The following is a 20,382-nucleotide window of genomic DNA, read 5'->3' as shown; positions in this document are numbered from 1 at the left end:
CAGCAACCGGAGAGATTGGTTACCAGTTCGTAACCGTTCGGTGCGTAATGCACTGCCACGATGTCGCGGGGGCGCATTTTCCCGCTTGTTGAAAGCTGAGAGGAAAGCCGTTTGGCCTTGGTCAATTCGCGTTTCAAAGCCGGAAAAGCGAATACGCGTCTGCTTGCAGGCGTGGCTCTGGCGTCCCTCCTTCTGGCGTCCTGTTCAGCCGGCATCGATTCTCCCGCCCAACTTGGGCTTCTGCCCGAGAATGGCGCGGTCGAGACCTCCGGTGAACGCTCGCTGCTTTCCGGTGGCGCTGATCTTACCCCCTCACAGGTTGTCGAACAGGGTTTTGCCACTGCCGAGGTCGTACCCTCAGCGCGCCCTCAGGAAGAGGCAGAATCTGCGGAGGCCGCACCGCAAGCGACAGTGGCCAATGAGGCTGTGACGCCGGAAGAACCGACTGCGGAGCAAGTGTCCGAGGTGGCTACCTCATCCGAAGCACCTTCTCCGAGTGAAGCTGCGGAAGCAGTCTCAGAAGTCGCAGATGATGCTGGCGATGCGGCGGAAGAAAGCAAGCTGGCGGCAGAGCTTTCAGAACAAAAGAAGCGAGGCTTCCTCTCCTCCTTCTTCTCCTCAACGTCGGCCAATGCGAAGACACAGGCGACACAGCCTCTTCTGGCTGCCGCCAAACCAGCACCCGAGAAGCCGCAGGAACCGGCAAAGCCTCTTATCCAGCTATCTTCGCCCGAAGATGGCGGATCCGACGGCATCCTTCCAGGTGTGCGACAGGGAGGACAGCTTTTCGAAATCAGCCGAAAAGCCAATGTCGATGACGACAGCGATCTGGACCTTTACGAATCGGAAGCTCCCATTCAGGTGGCCTCGGCAGCCGGCCTTGCACGCCTTGCGCCCAATGGCTTGCTTAAACAGCGTGAGAGCGTTGACGTTTCCTGCCTGAAGCCGGCGCTGGTGAAGATGGTTCGACAGATCGAACAGCGCTTCGGCAGCCGCGCGATCGTTACATCTGGTTACCGCAGCCCAAGCTATAACAAGAAGGTTCGCGGCGCGCGCAACTCGCTTCACATGTATTGTGCGGCCGTGGACATTCAGGTCAAAGGCGTCAGCAAGTGGGATCTCGCCAAATATGCGCGTTCCCTACCTGGTCGTGGCGGTGTTGGCACCTATTGCCATACCAATTCGGTTCATGTGGATATCGGGCCTGAGCGCGACTGGAACTGGCGCTGCCGTCGCAAGCGCTGAACGACGTTAAGAGTAGCGGCTGATACCGAACTTGCCGAAGCCTTGCCGATCCACCCCAGGGAAGCTGGCATGCCGCCTGATTTTTCAATTCCCAAGGAAGTCGAAAGCTATATCGCTCGCGTTGAGAGGCATGTGCCCGGAGTGCGGGACATGCAGCGTATGGCAGGTTTGCTTTTGGCTGAAAATCAGCGGTCGGAAGCAGACATACTGGTTCTGGGTGCCGGCGGCGGCTTGGAACTAAAGGCGTTTGCCGAAATGCATCCCGGCTGGCGCTTTCATGGTGTTGACCCGTCTGCCGAGATGCTCGATCTGGCGCGTGCGACCGTGGGTACGGAAAACATGCAACGCGTCGAACTCACGAAAGGCTATATCGAAGATGCACCCGACGGTGCTTATGATGGTGCAGCCTGCCTTCTGACACTTCATTTTCTCGAGCGTGAGCTTCGTCTGGAAACGCTTCGACAAATGCGCCGAAGGCTTAGAACAGGTGCGCCGCTGATTGTCGCGCATCACAGTTTTCCGAAAGAGGACGGCGGGCAAGATCGGTGGCTGCAACGCAATGCCGCGCTTCTTGTCTCGGGCGGCTTCGACCCGGCCAAAGCGGAGGCAATGATCGAGGTCATGAAGAAGCAGCTTCCCGCCCTTTCGCCAGGAGAAGATGAATCACTGCTGAGAGAAGCCGGATTCGCGGATATCGAGTTGTTCTATGCCGCCTTCACCTTCAAGGGATGGGTCGCGCGGGCAGGCTGATGGCTCTCTTGCGCTGCGCCAGAGCAATTTCCACAGCAGTTCCGCCCCCGGTTTCTGCGGGGTTGCGCCATAATAAATCGCTGCTGGCAAAAAAATTTGTCACAGAGGCTTCAAACCGGGTTGCCGACCGAAAAGAACCCCACTATAAGCCACCTCGTCTTGAGCGCGCCCATCGTCTAGCGGTCTAGGACGCCGCCCTTTCACGGCGGAAACACGGGTTCGAGTCCCGTTGGGCGTACCAAGATTTAATTCCCGAAAAAGCAGACTTCTCGGCGACAGCTGCTAGCTGTCCCGCTTCGCCTTTGGCGATCTTCCGAATGTCCGGTCACGCCCGGTCCGCCGGATCTGCGACAGGGTGCGCCGCACCACATCCGCCCTCTCCCAAGGCAGGTCCTGCAGCGGATTGTTGTCGATCTGCGCGACCTGCCCGGTTTGCGTATCGATCACCGACCAGGCGCCCTTTCCATCGTCGACACAGACATAGTCGGGGAACTCATTTCCCATTTGGGCCTCCACTTCACATGCACGCATGCATGGCAGGTGAACGCAGTTTTGGGCACAAAAGTTGCGTTTGGGGGCGCTGAAGCAGTTCGGCGGACTTGGGCAACTACTGGTACATCGGCAGTCCGGATGTCCAGATGGCAAGGCCGATGATCGCGACGAAGATCCAGAACAGCGAGTTCACGAGCATGCGTACGAGGTCGCGGTTTTCCTCCCGCGAGATGCCAAGCCAGTCCGAAACCAGATCACCGGGAAAAATGAACAGCCACAGGATCGCGTCGTAGATTCTCTTCATCGAACCCCTCCCGGTTTTAAGTAGCCATGCGCCTGGGTACCCCGGCGCTGTCTCGCGGATTGTTCGATATCGTAGGCAACAGTTTCACCCACGCACATGCGGTGAATTGACTGGCACTCCCGTTGGCTGCCTGTGGCTCAGCCGGTACGGGCGTCCTCCACAATCATCTCGGCGGCCTTCTCCGCAATCATCATGACAGGTGCCGCGGTGTTGCCGGACACGATGTTCGGCATGACCGACGCATCGACGACGCGCAGAGCTCCAAGCCCGTGCACGCGCAGGCGCTCGTCCACCACGGCATCATCCCCCTGCCCCATGCGAGCGGTACCGACGGGATGAAATATCGTGGTCGCAATATCGCCAATGCGCGCCAGCAGTGTCTCGTCATCCTCGATGTCAGGGCCGGGAAGAAGCTCCAGCGGCTCATAGGGCTTCAAAGCCTGCGCCCTCATGAGCCTTCGGGTCAGGCGGATTGCCTTCAGTGCCACCTCACGGTCTTCCGGATCGCTCAGATAGTTCGGCCGGATTTCGGCGGGTGCCGCGGGATCTGCGGAGCGTGCATGGACGCTGCCGCGGCTTTGCGGTCGCAGATGACAGACAGAGGCCGTGACAGCGGGGAAAGGATGAAGCGGCTCGCCAAGTCGATCGGTGCTGAGAGGCTGGACGTGATATTCCAGGTCAGGTGTTTCCATGCGGGGATCGCTGCGGGTGAATATGCCAAGCTGGCTTGGAGCCATCGAGAGAGGTCCGGAACGCTTCAGCAGATATTCGAGTGCAAGCCCCGTCTTGCCAACGAGACCGGCGGCTCGCTGATTAAGCGTGAGTGCATTGGAAATTCGGTAGACGCTGCGTATCTGAAGGTGGTCCTGCAGATTTTCGCCCACACCGTTCAATGCGTGGCGCAAACGCAATCCAAGGCGTGAGAGAACATTCGGATGGCCTATGCCCGAAAGCTCCAGAAGCTTTGGCGTGTTGACGGCACCAGCCGAAAGGATCACCTCTCCCTTTGCACGCGCGATGCATAACTGGCCCTTGCGGCGAAAGAGAATACCTGTCGCCTGCCGCCCCTCCAATATGACCTCCCGAACCTCCGAGCCGGTCAGGACAAGCAGATTGTCGCGGCCAAGTGCGGGTTTGAGAAAGGCTTTCGCAGCGTGCCAGCGCACACCGCCGCGCTGGTTGACCTCGAAATAGCCAGAGCCTTCATTCGTGCCGGTATTGAAGTCGTCGCTCCTTGGAATGCCCAGCTCTTCGGCGGCATCGCGAAATGCATCCAGGATCGGCCATGAGAGCCGTTGTCGCTCAACGCGCCACTCTCCACCTGCCCCGTGATGCGGTGAGACGCCGCCGTGATAGTCCTCGTGGCGCAGGAAATAAGGCAGCACATCGTCCCATCCCCAGCCTACATTTCCCTGTTGACGCCAGCCATCGTAATCGGCGGCCTGTCCACGCATATAGATCATGCCGTTGATGGCAGAGCAGCCGCCAAGGACCTTGCCACGCGGATAGTTGAGGCTGCGCCCGTTAAGGCCGTTCTCGGCCTCCGTCTTCAGCATCCAGTCCGTGCGTGGATTGCCCATGCAGAAGAGATAACCGATGGGAATATCGATCCAGTGATAGCGCGCGCTTCCACCTGCTTCGAGCAGCAGGACCCTGTTGCGCGGGTCGCGGCTCAGCCGATTGGCAAGGACGCAACCCGCTGACCCTGCGCCGACGATAATATAGTCGAACTCTCCCTCTTCGCGCATGAATGCCTTTCTCCCCCCCGACATCTGCGTGTCAGGCACAGTAGCAGCTTAATTGCCGACGAAAAGACAAAGCCACTTGTGGTCCAGCCGCTGTGCACCTGATGGACAGAGGCGGCTTGCGGTTTGACGGCATCTGCTGCGGGCATGATAAAGGCAGCGACATTTATTCAAGGCAGCGACGAAGGCAGCACGAATGGCTCTGGCAGTTCTGGACCGGGCAGCGCGACAGGCCCATTGGCTCCTCGTGGCCGGACTGCTCATCGGCATTGCCTCTCCCACCCTCGCCTTGATGGCAAAGCCGTGGATTGCGGAGATGATCGCGGCCATGCTTTTTCTGGCTGCCCTGCGGGTGGGGCCAAAGCGCCTTATCGGTGCCAAAGCGGATTTTTCCCGATCCCTCGGCGTGGCCTTGATCCTGCAACTGGCTCTGCCTGTCGCGCTTTATTTCATGCTGTCAGCTTCAGGTATCAGCGGCCCTCTCCTGCTGGGGCTGATGCTCATGTCTGCGGCTGCACCGATATCGGGCAGTCCCAATCTGGCGATCATCATGGGAGGGGACCCTGCTCCGTCGCTGAGGCTGCTTGCCGTGGCGACGGCGATCCTGCCGCTCACAGCCATCCCCGTTTTCTGGCTAAGCCCGGCTCTGGGAACACCCGCCGAAATCTTCGCGGCGGCAGCGCGGCTTCTCGCCGTCATCGCGGTTGCGGTAACAGCAGCCTTTGCCGTTCGCGCAAAGTTCCTGCCCGACCCCGATCAAAACCAGACGCGCATGATAGACGGCCTGTCAGCGATTCTCATGGCGGCCGTCGTTGTGGGGCTGATGTCGGCTGTCGGAGAAGCGCTGTTTGAAGATCCGCGTGCATTGGCGTTCAACATGGCGGTGGCCTTTGCGGCCAATCTGCTCCTGCAGATCGCAGCGCTGATCGTGGCGCGGCGCTTCTTCAACGGTGCTGATGCCGTTGCCTTTGCCATTGCCGCAGGCAATCGCAATATCGCGCTTTTCCTGACGGCTTTGCCGGCAGCCGTCACGGACCCGCTGCTCCTGTTCATTGGCTGCTTTCAGGTGCCGATGTATCTCACCCCCATGATGATGGGACGAATCTACCGACGCGTGACCGCAAGGCAGACCTCATGAAATTCGACCCGCCGCTGATCGAGGCGCGTCTTGTACGCCGCTATAAGCGCTTTCTTGCCGATGTGATCCTTGAAGACGGCAGGGAAACCACCGTGGCCGTGCCCAATACCGGCTCCATGTTGGGGCTCACGACGCCCGGCTCGCGCGTGCTTCTATCCCGCTCAAGCAATCCGAAGCGCAAATATGCCCACAGCCTGGAAGTGGTGGAGGCAGACGGCATCTGGGTGGGCATCAATACCGGCCTGCCGAACAGGCTCGCGCGTGAAGCGATCGAGGCGGGGATTGTGGGTGATCTTGGCGAATACCCGGTCATCCGGCCCGAACAGAAATACGGCGAGCGCTCGCGCATCGACTTCCTGCTTGAGCATCCCGAGCGGCCTTCCGCCTATGTCGAGGTTAAGAATGTCCACTTCATGCGCGAGGCGGGACTGGCGGAATTTCCCGATACGGTGACGGCACGCGGGGCACGGCATCTGGACGAGCTTGCAGAAATGCGCCGGCAGGGATTTCGCGCCATCATGCTTTATGTCGTGCAGCGGGGGGATTGCCACCGCTTCAGCCTTTGCGCCGATCTGGACCCCGCCTATGCGCAAGCTTTCGCGAATGCACGCGCTGCCGGGGTTGAAGCTTTCGCAATTGGGTGCCACATCAGTACAGATGGGATCACTCCCCAAGGCCTGATCGAACTGGAAATTTAAGCAACAATGGTCACTTATCTCGACGCCGAAACAGCACCGCTGCGCAATACGGGTCAAATCCGCCTCTATGGAGAGGAAGGGTTCGAAGGCATGCGCAAGGCCTGCCAGCTTACCGCGCGCTGTCTGGACGAGCTGGTGGACATGGTGAAGCCCGGCGTCACCACGGAAGCCATCGACCGTTTCGTCTTCGAATTCGGTGCCGATCACGGCGCAGTGCCTGCCACGCTGAACTATCGCGGCTACAAGAAATCGAGCTGCACCTCGATCAACCACGTGGTCTGCCATGGCATTCCCGACGCCAAGCCGTTGAAGGAAGGCGACATCGTGAATATCGATGTCACCTACATTCTCGACGGTTGGCATGGCGATTCCAGCCGCATGTACCCCGTGGGGCGCATCAAGCGCGCGGCGGAGCGGCTTCTGGAAGTCACGCATGAATGCCTCATGCGCGGCATCGAGGCGGTGAAGCCCGGTGCTCGCACCGGCGCCATCGGCCATGCGATCCAGACCTACGCTGAAGCCGAGCGCTGCTCGGTGGTGCGCGATTTCTGCGGCCACGGACTGGGCCAGCTTTTCCACGACGCGCCGAATATTCTGCACTATGGCAGCCCCAATGAGGGCGTGGAGATGCGACCGGGCATGATCTTCACCATCGAGCCGATGATCAATCTGGGTCGCCCGCATGTGAAGGTTCTGTCGGATGGGTGGACCGCGGTCACACGCGACCGTTCCCTTTCGGCGCAGTATGAGCACTCCGTGGGCGTCACGTCCGAAGGTTGTGAAATTTTCACGCTTTCACCTAAAGGACTCGACCGGCCCGGACTTCCCTCGTAACCTGTCCCCTCGTTCACACCGAGCGGGGGCGGTCCTATGGACAATGGTGACGAGCGGAACTTTTTTGCGGAGGGCCCGGCCCTTCTTGAAGGTCAAGGTGAGGCAAAGGCCAATCGCAGCCGCAGCTCTGCTCAAAGAGCACGGGCACGCAAGCATTATGAGGGCCATCGCGACCGGCTGAGAGCGCGGTTTGCCGAGGCGGGACCAGATGCGCTTGCCGATTACGAACTCCTGGAAATGTATTTGTTCCGCTCAATTCCGCGAGCAGACACCAAGGCACCGGCAAAGGCTCTGCTGGAGCGCTTCGGCACGATCGGCGAGGTGCTGGGCGCTTCTCCTCAATTGCTGACAGAGGTGCCGGGCATCGGCGAAGCCGTGGCACGTGATCTGAAACTGGTTGCGGCCATCACCCAGCGCATGCTGAAGGCGGAGGTGCGCAATCGGCAGGTGCTTTCCTCATGGAGCCAGGTCATCGACTACTGTCATGCGACCATGGCCTATGAAACGGTCGAGCAGTTCCGCATACTGTTTCTTGATCGCAAGAATGCGCTGATACGCGACGAGCAGCAGCAGACAGGAACGGTCGATCACACGCCGGTCTATCCGCGCGAGGTCGTCCGGCGGGCTCTGGAGCTATCGGCAAGCGCGATCATTCTGGTGCACAATCATCCCTCAGGTGATCCCACCCCGTCGCGCGCCGATATCGAAATGACGAAGATGATCATCGAGACCGCCAAACCGCTGGGCGTGACGGTTCATGATCACATCATCATCGGCAAGAAGGGGCATGCCAGTCTGAAGGGCATGCAGCTGATATAGCATTGTTTGCCTGCATCAATGCAAACTGCAGGTGGCATCTCCTGACTGCAGAACGGTATAGATGCACTGCCTCTTAACGCCGGACGAGATCTGCCCCCTTGCGCTCAACCCTCTACGCCCAACTTCTTGCCACTGCTCGTCGCCAGTGCCACGACAAAAGTCTGGCCGATGACCTGGTGCAGGAAGCTTTCCTGGCCGCGATCCTGGCCGGACGTACTGAATTTGAGTCTCCGGAGATTGCACGTTGGCTGACCGGCACCGTGCGCAACCAGGCAAAGATGCTTGCCCGGAGTGCAAGCAGACGACGCCGACGGGAGGGCCAATGGCTGTTCTTGAACGAACTGGACGAGAAGGTTGAGCAAAACAACACCACCAACTTTGTCAACGCCCTGCCGAAATCGCTCAAGGCTGTAGCGACACTCACGCTCTCAGGCCACAACCGGCGGGAGATCGCTTACCTGCTCGGGCTTCGGGATGCGACGCTGCGCCAGCGTATCGTCTCGCTCAGACGCAAGGCAATCCAGGCTGGCCTTGCAACGCCTTCGGAACTGCCGGGCCTTGAGCTGGACATTGCCTATGGCCGCATTCGCGGCACCTTGCTGCCAACCTTGTTGCGACTGCGTGGCACCTTCGCCAGTCATGATCCTGATGGCCATTTATTTTTGATACGGGGCTCACAAAAGTCCGATCGGCGGCAACAGGCGGTGCAATCCAACCAGGAGACCTGATCATGAAATTCAAACCGAAAAGCGCCAGCTTGGTCTATTATGTCAGCGACATCGCGCGCACAGAAGCATTCTACAACAAGACTTTAGGTCTCGAGCTTGAACGCATGGAAGGAGCAGAGCCCTATTGGCTACAGGGTGCGCTTGAAGGCGGGCTGGAGCTGATCTTCTTTCAGCAGGAGGGTGTGCGTGGAAACACCCCCGCAATCATCTTCACTGTCCACGACGGCGGTATCGACGATGTGGTCGCTGATCTCGCGGCCAGTGGCGTGACCATCGTAACACCGGTCAGCGAAGCCCCAGGTGGATGGAGCGCGGATTTTCTCGACCCGGATGGTTTCGGTCTGGGCCTGTGGCAATCGGACGACCTCCCGCGGTCACTAAGGTGACACCATCAGGGGCGCGCATTCAAACAATCAAGCGCATCGAGTGAGCGCCCCGTGATTCGCCATACGCACTCTAGCTCGCATTCTGCTTCAGCCAACGGAACCAGGCAGATTCGTCACCGCGGAAAACGTTGAGGTCGATGCGTCCCTCCACGCCCGCGCTCAGCCCGGAACCCGAATACTGCCAGAAGACCCATTCGCGGTTCGGATAAACCTTCGAGGGATGCTGTGCTACCGCACGGAGCCAGAACGGGTGATTGGGAAACTCGCCCTTGAGATTGTCTTCGTAGAAATCTGGGGCGGTGTAGATGATCGGGCGCTGACCGTAGTGCCGCTCCAGGCGATCGAGGAAGACCTGCATCTTCTCGATGATCTCCGCACGCGATGGCTTCCACTTGCAGCTCGACTGGTGATTATATTCGACGTCAAGTACAGGCGGGAGGGCGCCTTTCACCTTGGGCACGTTGCGGATGAACCATTCGGCCTGATCTTTCGCCGTGCGGCACCAGAAGAAGAAATGATAGGCGCCGCGCTTGATGCCTGCACGATCTGCACCGTCCCAGTTCTTCCGGAACATTGGATCGATATGGTCGATGCCGTCGGTGGCCTTGATGAACGCGAAATTGGCGCCATTCCTGCGCAGCGTTTCCCAATCGATCTCACCTTGCCAGCGGGAGACGTCAACGCCGTGCACCGCATGGTGCTGAGGCTGGATCTTGCCGAAATTGATCGGGTGGGCGTCGCGGAATTTGGGTGAAAAAACGTTCCCGCCAACGGATTTCGGACGGCTTTCGGGACGCGGGGCCTTCAGAAGCGCGACCTGCTCGAGTGCGGGCGTGTGAAGCTTCTCCGGCTCGGCAATGGCCGTCATGCCCGCCTCTGTGACGTGTTGTATCGTTTCCTGCGCCACGGTGCCGACGGCTTCGGCAGGCCGGGGGACCGATCCCGTCACCTCACCAGAAGGGGAACTCACATCCAGCGCGCTATCAATATTCCCTGCTCCGCAAGCAGAAAGAAGAAGCGAAAGCACAACAGGCTTCAGGACGGCACGAATACGCATGAACAACCTTCGGGAACGAGAAAAACCCGAGGCAGGATCTGATCCACCCCCAGATGCAGGGGATTGTTATGCGAGAGTCACCAATAAAGTTTGAATCAAGTTCTTAAGGATTGCGGCAGCGAAAAGGCAAGTTTCCGCTGCCGCGATATCAGGCGGGGCTCAAGCCTTATCGTACCAGCCGCCCATAACGACCTTGGTGGAGGCATTGGATGCCGCGACCTTTTCGGCAAAGGCTTCCACGTCGCTGTCGCGATAATGATAGGGGTAGACATGGTCGGGCTGGAACTCCGCCACGGCGGAAGCCGCCTGATCAATGGTCATCGTATAGGGCAGATTCATCGGCACGAAAGCGATGTAGATGTCTTCCAGCGCACGCATTTCGGGGATGTCTTCCGTATCGCCCGCAATATAGATGCGCTTGCCGCCGGTGGTCAGGATATAGCCGTTGTCGCGGCCCTTGGGATGATATTTCAGCCGCTCTTCGGTAATGTTGTAGGCTGGTATGGCCTCGATCGGCAGGCCGTCCACCTCGATACTGTCACCATTGGCCATGGAGGTCGCGCGCGCCTTCATGTCTTCGCCGAGCATCTCGAAGACTGCGGGGTTGGTGACCAGCCTCGTTTCCTCACCAACGAGCGTGGCAAGGGTTTCCGCGTCGTAATGGTCGCCGTGTTCATGGGTGATGAGGATGAGGTCTGCATCGGGCATGCCCTCATAGGCGGCGGCGCCGCCGACCGGATCAACATAGATAACCCGATCAGGAAGCTCCATGACAAAGGAAGCGTGGGAGATCGGGTGAATGGTGACCTGCCCCTCTTCAAGGGCATATGCATCTCCGCCGTCGAGCTGTGCGCGGGCGGTGGAGGGAAGTGCGAATTTGATTGCTGCGAAGGCGGTAACGCCAAGGGCGAGCGTGTGTCTGCGGGTGAGCTTCATGGAATTCTCCTGGTGCATCCTGCAGGTGAACTAGCGTAGGCAGGACAATCTTCCAGAAGTGGCGCGACGATGTCACGACAATAAAAGTTGATTGGGAGCGGCAAGTATTTTGCCGCTCCCCCAAAGCGTCTGTCTCAGGGACAGGGATTGCCGACCTTCTGGTGGATTTCGTCCACCGCCTTCTGCATCTCCTCCGTCCATGTCACGTCGGCGGAATCAATTGCTTCCTTCAGCTGATCCATCGTGGTCGCGCCGATGATGTTCGACGTGACGAAGGAGCGCGAGGTAACAAAGGCGTTGGCGAAAAGCGCGGGCGTCATGCCAAAGGAGCGGGCAAGATTGTTGTAGGCCACAAACGCCTCCAGAGCGCCGGGGGTCTCATAGCGCTGCAGCCGGTTGAACAACTGTTTACGCGAACCTTCCGGCAGTGCGCCGCCGTCATATTTGCCGGTGAGATAGCCCTGCGCCAGCGGCGAATAGGCAAGAAGCGACACGTCTTCGCGGGTGCAGGCCTCGGCCAGGTTTACCTCGAACAGGCGATTGACCAAATTGTAGGCATTCTGGATCGACTGAACGCGCGGACCAACGCCTCTGTCGGATTCGGCGAGGTAGCGCATCAGCCCCCAGGTGCTTTCGTTGGAGAGGCCGAGATGACGGATCTTGCCGGCCTTCACCAACTCGTCGAACACGGCCAGCGTCTCGGCAATCGGTGTTTCGTCTTCCAGCGGTGCAGGCACCTTGTTCATGCGGTTGGGGTTGGCGCCGAACATGATTTCACGCTCGGGCCAATGGATCTGATAGAGATCGATATAGTCGGTCTGCAGGCGCTTCAGCGACTTGTCGATGGCATCCATGATGTCTGCCCGCACGAGCTTTGACGGGCGATCACCGCGGAACCACTCATTTGCCGTACGTCCAACGACCTTGGAGGCGAGGATGACTTCCGAGCGCTTGCCAGTCTTCTTGAACCAGCTGCCGATGATGCTTTCGGTGCTGCCCTGCGTCTCGGGCTTGGGCGGGATCGAATAGAGCTCGGCCGTGTCGAAGAAATTTATCCCACGCTCCAGGGCGTAGTCCATCTGCTCATGGCCTTCGGCCTCGGTGTTCTGTTCGCCCCAGGTCATGGTACCGAGGCAGATTTTCGAGACGTGGAGGTCGGTGCGACCAAGCTGGCGCTTTTCCATCAGGCTTCTCCGGGATGAGGCGCGCGAGGGAGCTGCGCGCGGAAAGACGGTCTCGATATAATCATTGAAACGCGGAAGGCAAAGTCGCAGCGTCGATTCCCGGTACACCTTCTGCTGGCTCAAGCCATTTGTCTTGTTTCTGCCACAGCTATGACTACAACCAAGAGCGGCAGCCTGGCGGCCCCTGCCCTCGCATTCGGAATTTCACATTCCGGTCGCCTCAGAACATGAGAGTTTAAAGATGACGGCGCTGGCAACGGGCGCGGGCGCGCCACCGGTCAATCCATGGATTCGTGAAGCACGGGCAATGTTGGTTCTCGCCTGGCCAATGGTGCTGACCAATCTCGCGCAGACTGCCATGACGGCGACCGATGTCATGATGATGGGCCGTCTTTCCCCCGACACGCTTGCCGCAGGCACGCTGGGTCACAATTTCTATTTCCTGCCGGTGATCTTCGGCATCGGGCTTTTGACGGCCACCTCGCCGATGATGGCCAGCGCACTCGGGCGCAAGCAACGCTCCCTGCGAGATGTGCGCCGCACCGTGCGCCAGGGTCTATGGGCCTCCATCGCGCTTTCGATCCCGATATGGTTTCTGCTGTGGCACACCGAAATGGTAATGCTTGCCATGGGCCAGTCGCCGAAACTCTCCGCCCTTGCTGGCGATTATGTGCGCGCACTGCAATGGGCGGTCCTGCCCTTTTTCGGCTATATCGTCCTGCGATCCTTCATTTCCGCGCTGGAGCGACCGGGATGGGCACTGACGATTGCCTTTGTCACGGTGGCCTTCAACGTGCTGGCCAATTACTGCCTGATGTTCGGCAATTGGGGTTTTCCCGCGCTTGGCATTGTAGGTTCGGGTCTTGCCACCACGCTTTCCAGCACATTCCTGTTTCTAGGGCTGGTACTGGTTGTCGTGATCGACCGGAACTTCAGGCGCTACCAGCTTTTCGGCCGCTTCTGGCGTCCGGACTGGCCACGCTTCTTCGGCTTGATGAAGCTTGGCCTGCCTGTGGCTGCGATCCTCACCTTCGAAGTATCCATCTTCAATGCCGCAGCATTCCTGATGGGACTTATTGATGCCGTGTCACTGGCAGCCCATGCCATCGCTATTCAGATCGCCTCGATCTCCTTCATGGTGCCGCTTGGTCTGAGCCAGGCGGTGACGGTGCGTGTGGGCCGTGCCTTCGGCGCTCAAAACGCCGAGGGCATCACCCGTGCGGGCTGGACTGCGTTCGCGATGGGTGTCGGCTTCATGAGCCTGATGGCGCTTTTGATGTATGGCGCACCGCATCTGCTGATTGGAGCGTTTCTCAATCTGAACGATCCGGAGAATGGGGCCGTGATCGCAGTTGCCGTGACTTTCCTCGCGCTGGCTGCGCTTTTCCAGATCGTGGATGGTGCACAGGCGGTGGCAGCGGGAATGCTGCGCGGCCTCCATGATACGACCGTGCCCATGATCTATGCGGCAATCGGCTATTGGGGGCTTGGGCTGCCGCTCGGCGTTATCCTCGCCTTTCCGCTTGGATATGGTGGGGTCGGCATCTGGATCGGGCTGTTTACAGGCCTGGCCATCGTGGCGGTATTGCTCATCAGCCGCTGGCTGAAGCGGGACGCGCTCATACCTTTTGCGGCTTGACCCTGCGGCTTTTGGCTTCGTCGATCAGCATATTGGCCACCTGCATGCGGATGATCGCGCGCGCGCGCAGATGCTCTGGCACGCGGTCCGGGTGGTTGTGCTTGGCAAATTCGCGACGAGCGCGGTCAAGTTCCTCGGCGCGTTTTCGCTGCTTCAGACCAAGTTCGCGCGCAATATCGTCGGGCTCGATGGAAGGCACGGGCTCAGGCTGCGCTGCCTTCTTCTCCTCAAGAAACTCGCCATAGGCGGAGGCCGCGCGCTTGGTGTCGATGGTAATGCGCCCGGAATGCAGCTCTTCGGCAACAGCCAGATAGTCAAGCGTCGGCTGCAGCGATGCACCGTCATGCTCGCGGCCTGCCTCGGCCATCATTTCATCAAGCAAATCCGCGAAACTGGGACCGCTGCCTGCCATGCCTGGTGATCCTCTGCTGAAATTCCCGAAGGAACTGATTCAAGGCGTGACCCTAAGGTCTTGAAGTTTAAGAAAGTTGAACGGCTTTGGCGGCAATTGGATGCAATCGCGAGAGTGATTTTCCTCCATTCTGCCAGTGGAAAGCCATATTCGAGCTGCTAGATTGCCCCAGCGCTTCACCATGCGAATTCGGGGGTCTCCATGAAACGCCTATGCCTTTCGCTCGCCAGCCTTGCGATCATGTCCACTGCCCATGCGCAGACCCCACCCTATCTCGATGATCGCTCCACGCCGGAAGCATTGGTCAAGTCGCTCTACAATGCGATCAATCGAAAGGAATATGCGCGAGCCTATTCCTATTTCGAGACGCCGCCTGCGGCAGACCTGGACGCCTATGCTCAAGGTTTCGAAGGCACCGCACGCGTTGACCTGCGAACGGGAAGCGCGGTTCAGGTCGAGCAGGACGGAAAGCGGACCGTTCATCTGCCCGCAGCCATTGCGGCTCACCAGGAAGACGGCTCGAAACGTGTTTTTGCAGGCTGCTATGCGATCACCTCAAGCAGCGGCGAGGACGCGGCCTTCCAACCCATGCGGATCAGTTCCACACGCTTTTCATCCAGTGACGCGGAATTTCTCGACGCTGCGGTTCCCGAAGATTGCGCGGTTGAGGGCGAAGCGGTCGAGCAGGACAGTCTTGCGCAGCAGGCGCGCGATGTATTCACCACCGTCTATGGTGAGGCTTGCATGCGTGCGCGTGAGGAGGGGCTCGTCGAGCCCGAGGAATACACGATCAGCTATATCCTCCCATATGATACAGCGGATCAGCCCAAGCGCGAGAAACGCCTGTTTCGCTTCTTCTGCGATCGCGGCGCCTATAACGAAACCCATATCTATCTCGCCGAAAGCGACTTGGGTGGTGTTGTGCCGCTGCGTTTTGCGTCTCCGGATATCGTGGTGGATTACGAGAATGGCGATCCCGAGGGTGATGTCGAGGATATTCGCATCACCGGCTATGGCGCTCAGGACATGATGGTGAATTCCGAGTTCGATCCGCAGGAGCAGACGATCACCACATTTGCGAAATGGCGCGGCCTTGGTGACGCATCATCCAGCGGGATCTGGCTTTTCCGCGAAGGTGAATTTCACCTGGTGCAATTCTCGGTCGATGCATCCTATGACGGCGAAAGCAATCCGGAATTGCTGCTGGACTATTACACCGGACCCTGATCTCAGCCGCCGCCCAGCATCCAGTTGAGCGTGTCGCGCCAATCGATCATGCGGATGGGGGTGCCGTGGTTGCCGGTTTCAAAGCGCACCATGCGCACGGGATGACGCCTGGCTTTCAGCCGCTTGTAGAACTTTTCCACCTGGCTCACGGGAAAGACCGGGTCGCGGCTGCCATGCGCCAGCATGACCGGCACATTGGCCGTGAATGCGGGCGTGTGATCAAAGCCGTCATCCCACATGGAGCCAAGCAGAACCAAACCGCCAAGTCGGGTGACGAGATCGGCTTCGCGCGCCAGCCGCCAGCACAGCGCTCCGCCCATGGAGCCACATGCAATGATGACGGGAGCCTGTGGAGAGCGCGCAGCGTAATGGCCAACAAGCGCCATGACCTCAGCTGCGCCGCGGTCGGCGAAATCGGTAAAATCGGGCACGAGATACAGTCCGCCATTGCGGGTTGCCAGGTTCTTCAGACGATTGAAATTGCCGCCAAAGGTGAAGTCATCCGCCCCCTGCTTTCGGCTGCCGCCCTGCCCGTGCAGATAGAGAACCATGAACCGCGCACCGGCTTGCTTGCCGACGGCAAAATGGCGGATCGTGCCGAGATTGGTCTTCAATGACAGATCGCCCTGCTGGCGACGCACGCCTGTGTCCAGATAGCGCCGCTCGGCGCGACGCTCCGGTACGGCGTCACGCCCGTTGATGTCGCGCATCTCGTTGTAGTCGACGACGAGATAGGCCCCCGCATCGCGGCTCTCGATGATGCCTGGATAGGCGAAGAGCTGATCCTTGTATGGGCGGATTTCCGCCGCCTCGGCACTGAAGGAGAACAGCAGGATACCGGCCAGCAGGCGAAAGATCATCCGAAAATCCCTATTCAAGCGTTCCGCCTGCCGCTTCAAGCGCTTCGGGTGTATCAAGGTCAAGATGCGCGGCCCTGCCGATCTCGACATCTATGACCGGCAATTCAGTACTTTCAACGATGTGCCGCGCACCGGTATCGCCCTCAAGCTTTTCGATCTCGGGGAAAAGCGCGCGTGGAAGAATGACCGGATTGCCACGTTTACCGGAATGGGTCGCGCGGATGACCGCGGTTCCACCTGACTTGCGAAACGCATCGACCATAAGATCGATATGCGCAGTCTCCACCCGGGGCATGTCTGCGAGCATGACCAATATGGCATCACTTTCAGTCGGCAGAACGCGAATGCCTGCCTTTAGCGAAGAAGCAAGGCCGGAGGCGTAAAGCTCGTTCTCGGTGAAATTCACCGCAAGATCCTTCAACTCGTCCCGGATGCGGTTGGCTTCATGACCCACAACAACGCTGACACCTGAAAGGGTAGCTTTCTCAAGCATTTCGGCACTGCGGCGGACCAGGCTTTGTCCCTCCATTCGGGCAAGCAGCTTGTTGGCGGCGCCCATGCGGCGTGATTGTCCGGCTGCCAGCAGAAGCCCATGGACCTTGGCCGCCTGATGCCTGGGGCGTTCTTTTTCTCGCGGATGCGGACGCGAGGGTATCTCGCTCAACAGGCCGCCCACCCCCATTGCTGCAACGTCTTCCGCCCGCACCGGGATATCCGCAGCGATCCGGTCAAGGATCCAGTCGAAGCCGTTGAGTTTGGGACTGCGCGCGCAGCCCGGTGCACCAAGCACGTGCTTGTCATCCAGCGAACCCAAGACAAGCAGGTTGCCCGGATCGACCGGCATTCCCACGCGTTTTACCGTTCCGCCAGCGCGACGAATTGCTGCGGGGAGCACATCGCCCTCGTCGCAGACCGCAGACGCGCCAAATATCAAAATGAGATCGCTGTCCGCGTGCATTGTGCCGATGGCCTCGGCAAGAGCCTGCTCGGTGTGGGCCGGACGCGCTTCGCGAGTGATCCGGCTTTGCGATCGCGCCAAGCGGTCAGCAGTAATGGCAGTGGTCTTGTCCAGCACATTGGTCCTTGTGCCGGGCAACACGGTCTGGATCAGGCCGACCCGAAGAGCGCGGAAGGGGAACAGCGTAAGCGCGCGGTCCCGCAACGCATCAATGGCGATTGAGACCGTCTGCTTCGATGCCGCGAAGGGAATTATCTTCACCGTCGCAACCATCTGGCCAGCCTGAACGGCTGCATAGTCGGAGAGTGTTGCAAGCGTCACGGCGGGGTCAACGGCATTGACCTTGTCAACCACAGAGCGCTCCACACGCAGGATTCCCGCATCGCAGGCGTGAAGATTCACCCGTCCGGTGGATGGGGCCCGTGCTTCTATTCCTTGCGAAACCAGCGGCTCTGCCAGAAGGCGCGCAGCATCGTCCTCCGAAATATCAGCATCTTCCAACAAGGCGGCGATGACGACCTCCACCCCCGCCTCGCGAAGTTGCGCGATATCGTCCGCGTCGAGGCGGTGCGCCTTTTTCCATCGGCGTTGCCCCACGGTGAGTGTATGTGCAAGCACCGCGCCTTCAGCTTCGTCCAGAGGAAGTGGACCGAACTTCACGCCGCGCGCGCCCCAGCCACTTGCAGGCCTCGCTTGCGCAAAGCCTCAATGATCTGCGCCAGTGTGGCAACGGCGATCTCGGCCGGGTTCGCCGCTCCGATATCCAGACCGATGGGCGCATGGATGCGGGCGATCTGCTTGTCGCTCAATCCCGCCTGCTTCAGGCGCTCAACGCGCGCTTCGTGCGTCTTTCGGCTCCCCAGCGCACCCACATAGAAACAATCGGCCTTGAGGGCGGCTATGAGCGCATGGTCATCGATCTTGGGGTCATGGGTGAGAGCTGCGACTGCCGTGTAGGGATCAAGCGGTTCCTGCGCGAGTACCGTTTCGGGCCAATCGTCCGTCAGGCGCGTTTCCGGGAAACGGTGGGGCGTTGCAAAAGCCGTGCGTGGATCGATGATGTGCAGGTCGAAGCCGGAAAGCCGCGCCATGGGCGCCAGCGCCTGGCTGATATGAACCGCACCGATGACCACCAGGCGTGGCGGCGGCAAATGCGGATTGAGGAAGAATGTGCGCCCGTCGATCTCAGCGGTGAACGCCTTGCCCTGGCGAAAGGCGCGCAGCACCGCCTTGCCCAGAAGACCAGCGACCACATCGCTTTCTTCGATCACGCGATCGCGCCCGTCACCCAGATCGGTGACGTGAACCGCGGCTTGACGATTCATGCGCAAGGCATTGAGTTTCTTGAGGCTGTAGGGATCCATCTAGCCCAGACGCTCCAGGTAAACGCGGATACGGCCACCGCAGGAGAGACCGACGCGCCAGGCGGTCTCATCAGCCACGCCGAATTCGAGCATGCGCGGCTCTCCCGTTTCCAGCACTTCTGCGGCTTCGGCGATGACAGCACCTTCCACACAGCCGCCGGAAACCGAACCCGCGAAATTGCCATCAGCGTCAATCACGAGATGGCTGCCGGTCGGGCGCGGTGCGGAGCCCCAGGTTTCGATAACGGTGGCGATAGCAACATCACGACCGGATGCCATCCAGGCTTCCGCCGTTGCCAGCGGGTCCTGCGTCTGCATCACATTTTCAGCGTCTGACATGTACTCCTCCGGTTCCTGCAGTATGGGCCGGTGCATGAGGATTTGCCAAGTGTTTCCACGCCTTGCGATCACTCCCTGAAAGAGCGTCGCAAAGGTCGGAGATGGCTTCAAGCGAGTGGACGGGCCGAAGCTCATCCATATGAGGCAGCATTGCGCGCACCCCGCGTGCCTTCGGCTCGAAACCATCGAAACGCAGGAGCGGATTGACCCAGATCAACCGGCGGCAGGATTTGGAGAGGCGTTCGGTCTCACGCTCGAGCAGGTCAACGCGATCACGTTCAAGGCCGTCGGTCATGAGGATAACGGTTGCGCCCTGCCCCAGCACGCGACGCGACCAGTCCTTGTTGAAGACATGCAGCGCCTCGCCGATGCGCGTACCGCCTGACCAGTCTTCCACCGCCTTTGTGCATTCGGCCAATGCCTCGTCAGGGTCACGGTGGCGCAGCTGGCGCGTTAGATTGGTCAGCCGCGTGCCGAAGACGAAGCTGTGAACATGCCGGCGTCTTTCGCTCAAGACATGCAGGAAATGCAGGAAAATTCGCGAATACTGGCTCATGGACCCCGAGATATCGGCCAGCACGACGAGCGGCGCCTGAACGCTTCTGGGCGCGGTGAAGCGGGGCAGGATGAGGTCTCCGCCGGTGCGCAAGCCCTGGCGCATCATCGCCCGCGGGTCCATGCGCCGACCGCTCGCGACAGGCTGATGGCGGCGCGTCTTCACCCGGTCGTGGGGCATGATCATCTTGCGCATGGCGCGGCGGGCCAGTTCGAGTTCGTCAGCGCTCATCTGCGCAAAGTCGCGGCTACGCAGCACCTCGCTTGCCGACAGGCTGAAGCGCGCGTCGATCTCGATCTCGGTATCCGGCTCCTGTTTGCGCTCACGTTCAGGTGGCTTGGCCAGCGCTTCGGCTGCCCGCTTTTCGCCGCTGCGCGGTTTCTCGCGCTGCGCACCTGCCGGTGCGACGGGAGATAGCATCGCCAGCATTTTTTCCACCAGTTCGCGCGAGCGCCAGAACAGGCGGAACGCCTCGTCGAAAACGGCATGATCCTCATGCCGCTTCACGAGAACGGCATGAAGTGTCCAGTAGAAATCGTCCCGGCTGCCAATACCGGCGGCCAATACCGCGTTGATCGCATCGGTGACGGAAGCAGGCCCCACATTCAGCCCTGCATTTCGAAGCGTGCGGGCGAAGTGAACGATATTCTCGCCTAGCCGACCTTCCGGCTCCTCCGTTTCGACGATCTTGTTGCGAGGAACCATTCGCGC

General features: G+C 59.8%; 22 protein-coding genes and 1 tRNA gene. 11 read left to right on the top strand and 12 right to left on the bottom strand.

The genetic code is table 11. The annotated features are described in order from the left end of the window. Positions 1–111 precede the first annotated feature (111 nt). From WA367_RS08130 to WA367_RS08120, 3 genes are all read left to right on the top strand, one after another. Positions 112–1,245 carry a D-Ala-D-Ala carboxypeptidase family metallohydrolase gene (locus WA367_RS08130; protein WP_336056289.1) on the top strand — a complete coding sequence of 378 codons (1,134 nt, stop codon included), beginning with the start codon at positions 112–114 and terminating at the stop codon, positions 1,243–1,245. A gap of 69 nt (positions 1,246–1,314) precedes the next feature. Next, complete coding sequence (locus WA367_RS08125) at positions 1,315–1,995, top strand: class I SAM-dependent methyltransferase (protein WP_336056288.1); 681 nt, start codon at positions 1,315–1,317, stop codon at positions 1,993–1,995. Between the two features lie 165 nt (positions 1,996–2,160). Further along, positions 2,161–2,236: transfer RNA gene (locus WA367_RS08120), tRNA-Glu, on the top strand. 41 nt (positions 2,237–2,277) lie between these two features. Here the strand turns inward: WA367_RS08120 and WA367_RS08115 are convergent. From WA367_RS08115 to WA367_RS08105, 3 genes are all read right to left on the bottom strand, one after another. After that, entirely contained in the window at positions 2,278–2,499 is a 222-nt protein-coding gene (locus WA367_RS08115) for a hypothetical protein (protein ID WP_336056287.1), read from the bottom strand. Between the two features lie 103 nt (positions 2,500–2,602). Continuing rightward, positions 2,603–2,791, bottom strand: a complete 189-nt coding sequence (locus WA367_RS08110) for a hypothetical protein (RefSeq protein ID WP_336056286.1) — start codon at positions 2,789–2,791, stop codon at positions 2,603–2,605. Positions 2,792–2,928: 137 nt separating this feature from the next. Then, positions 2,929–4,539, bottom strand: coding sequence for a GMC family oxidoreductase (locus WA367_RS08105; protein ID WP_336056285.1), 1,611 nt, complete (start codon positions 4,537–4,539; stop codon positions 2,929–2,931). Positions 4,540–4,732: 193 nt separating this feature from the next. On the opposite strand from WA367_RS08105, the gene WA367_RS08100 reads away from it, so the two are divergent. The 6 genes from WA367_RS08100 to WA367_RS08075 all read left to right on the top strand — a co-directional run bounded on the left by WA367_RS08100 (position 4,733) and on the right by WA367_RS08075 (position 9,139). Continuing rightward, positions 4,733–5,674, top strand: coding sequence for a hypothetical protein (locus WA367_RS08100; RefSeq protein WP_336056284.1), 942 nt, complete (start codon positions 4,733–4,735; stop codon positions 5,672–5,674). After that, positions 5,671–6,372 (top strand): DNA/RNA nuclease SfsA, encoded by a 702-nt coding sequence (gene sfsA / locus WA367_RS08095; protein ID WP_336056283.1) that lies wholly within the window; start codon positions 5,671–5,673, stop codon positions 6,370–6,372. Before WA367_RS08100 ends, sfsA begins: the two co-directional genes overlap by 4 nt. Before the next feature lie 6 nt (positions 6,373–6,378). Continuing rightward, positions 6,379–7,206, top strand: a complete 828-nt coding sequence (gene map / locus WA367_RS08090; RefSeq protein WP_336056282.1) for a type I methionyl aminopeptidase — start codon at positions 6,379–6,381, stop codon at positions 7,204–7,206. Positions 7,207–7,242: 36 nt separating this feature from the next. Further along, positions 7,243–8,025: a RadC family protein gene (gene radC / locus WA367_RS08085; protein ID WP_336056281.1), complete on the top strand. Its 783-nt coding sequence runs from the start codon at positions 7,243–7,245 to the stop codon at positions 8,023–8,025. Between the two features lie 98 nt (positions 8,026–8,123). Then, positions 8,124–8,753, top strand: a complete 630-nt coding sequence (locus WA367_RS08080; protein WP_336056280.1) for an RNA polymerase sigma factor — start codon at positions 8,124–8,126, stop codon at positions 8,751–8,753. A gap of 2 nt (positions 8,754–8,755) precedes the next feature. Beyond that, the gene (locus WA367_RS08075; protein ID WP_336056279.1) at positions 8,756–9,139 is read left to right on the top strand and encodes a VOC family protein; all 384 of its coding nucleotides are present in this window, start codon (positions 8,756–8,758) and stop codon (positions 9,137–9,139) included. A gap of 70 nt (positions 9,140–9,209) precedes the next feature. Here the strand turns inward: WA367_RS08075 and WA367_RS08070 are convergent, their stop codons facing one another. The 3 genes from WA367_RS08070 to WA367_RS08060 all read right to left on the bottom strand — a co-directional run bounded on the left by WA367_RS08070 (position 9,210) and on the right by WA367_RS08060 (position 12,316). Further along, positions 9,210–10,196, bottom strand: coding sequence for a glycoside hydrolase family 25 protein (locus WA367_RS08070; RefSeq protein ID WP_336056278.1), 987 nt, complete (start codon positions 10,194–10,196; stop codon positions 9,210–9,212). A gap of 159 nt (positions 10,197–10,355) precedes the next feature. Continuing rightward, complete coding sequence (locus WA367_RS08065; protein WP_336056277.1) at positions 10,356–11,132, bottom strand: MBL fold metallo-hydrolase; 777 nt, start codon at positions 11,130–11,132, stop codon at positions 10,356–10,358. A 134-nt stretch (positions 11,133–11,266) separates the two neighbouring features. Further along, on the bottom strand, positions 11,267–12,316 hold the full coding sequence (locus WA367_RS08060; protein ID WP_336056276.1) for an aldo/keto reductase: 1,050 nt from the start codon (positions 12,314–12,316) through the stop codon (positions 11,267–11,269). Between the two features lie 241 nt (positions 12,317–12,557). On the opposite strand from WA367_RS08060, the gene WA367_RS08055 reads away from it, so the two are divergent. Continuing rightward, entirely contained in the window at positions 12,558–13,955 is a 1,398-nt protein-coding gene (locus WA367_RS08055; protein WP_336056275.1) for an MATE family efflux transporter, read from the top strand. Here WA367_RS08055 and WA367_RS08050 read toward each other — a convergent pair. Further along, entirely contained in the window at positions 13,936–14,367 is a 432-nt protein-coding gene (locus WA367_RS08050; protein WP_336056274.1) for a hypothetical protein, read from the bottom strand. The two genes, WA367_RS08055 and WA367_RS08050, sit on opposite strands and share 20 nt — an antisense overlap. 201 nt (positions 14,368–14,568) lie before the next feature. Here WA367_RS08050 and WA367_RS08045 point away from each other — a divergent pair, with 201 nt between their 5' ends. Beyond that, positions 14,569–15,594 carry a DUF1176 domain-containing protein gene (locus tag WA367_RS08045; RefSeq protein WP_336056273.1) on the top strand — a complete coding sequence of 342 codons (1,026 nt, stop codon included), beginning with the start codon at positions 14,569–14,571 and terminating at the stop codon, positions 15,592–15,594. Between the two features lie 2 nt (positions 15,595–15,596). On the opposite strand, the gene WA367_RS08040 is transcribed toward WA367_RS08045, so the two are convergent. From WA367_RS08040 to WA367_RS08020, 5 genes are read right to left on the bottom strand one after another with little or no spacing between them, the layout of a single operon-like run. Beyond that, positions 15,597–16,454, bottom strand: a complete 858-nt coding sequence (locus WA367_RS08040) for a prolyl oligopeptidase family serine peptidase (protein ID WP_336056272.1) — start codon at positions 16,452–16,454, stop codon at positions 15,597–15,599. 10 nt (positions 16,455–16,464) lie between these two features. Continuing rightward, positions 16,465–18,072 (bottom strand): molybdopterin-binding/glycosyltransferase family 2 protein, encoded by a 1,608-nt coding sequence (locus WA367_RS08035; RefSeq protein WP_336056271.1) that lies wholly within the window; start codon positions 18,070–18,072, stop codon positions 16,465–16,467. Then, positions 18,069–18,776: an XdhC family protein gene (locus WA367_RS08030; protein ID WP_336056270.1), complete on the bottom strand. Its 708-nt coding sequence runs from the start codon at positions 18,774–18,776 to the stop codon at positions 18,069–18,071. Before WA367_RS08030 ends, WA367_RS08035 begins: the two co-directional genes overlap by 4 nt. Beyond that, positions 18,777–19,115, bottom strand: coding sequence for an XdhC family protein (locus WA367_RS08025; RefSeq protein ID WP_336056269.1), 339 nt, complete (start codon positions 19,113–19,115; stop codon positions 18,777–18,779). It lies immediately after the preceding gene. Next, positions 19,102–20,376 carry a vWA domain-containing protein gene (locus WA367_RS08020; protein ID WP_336056268.1) on the bottom strand — a complete coding sequence of 425 codons (1,275 nt, stop codon included), beginning with the start codon at positions 20,374–20,376 and terminating at the stop codon, positions 19,102–19,104. Before WA367_RS08020 ends, WA367_RS08025 begins: the two co-directional genes overlap by 14 nt. Positions 20,377–20,382 lie beyond the last annotated feature (6 nt).

Source organism: Nitratireductor sp. CH_MIT9313-5 (assembly GCF_037029545.1).
Taxonomy (GTDB): domain Bacteria; phylum Pseudomonadota; class Alphaproteobacteria; order Rhizobiales; family Rhizobiaceae; genus Chelativorans.
This window is presented reverse-complemented; position numbering and strand designations above follow the sequence as displayed.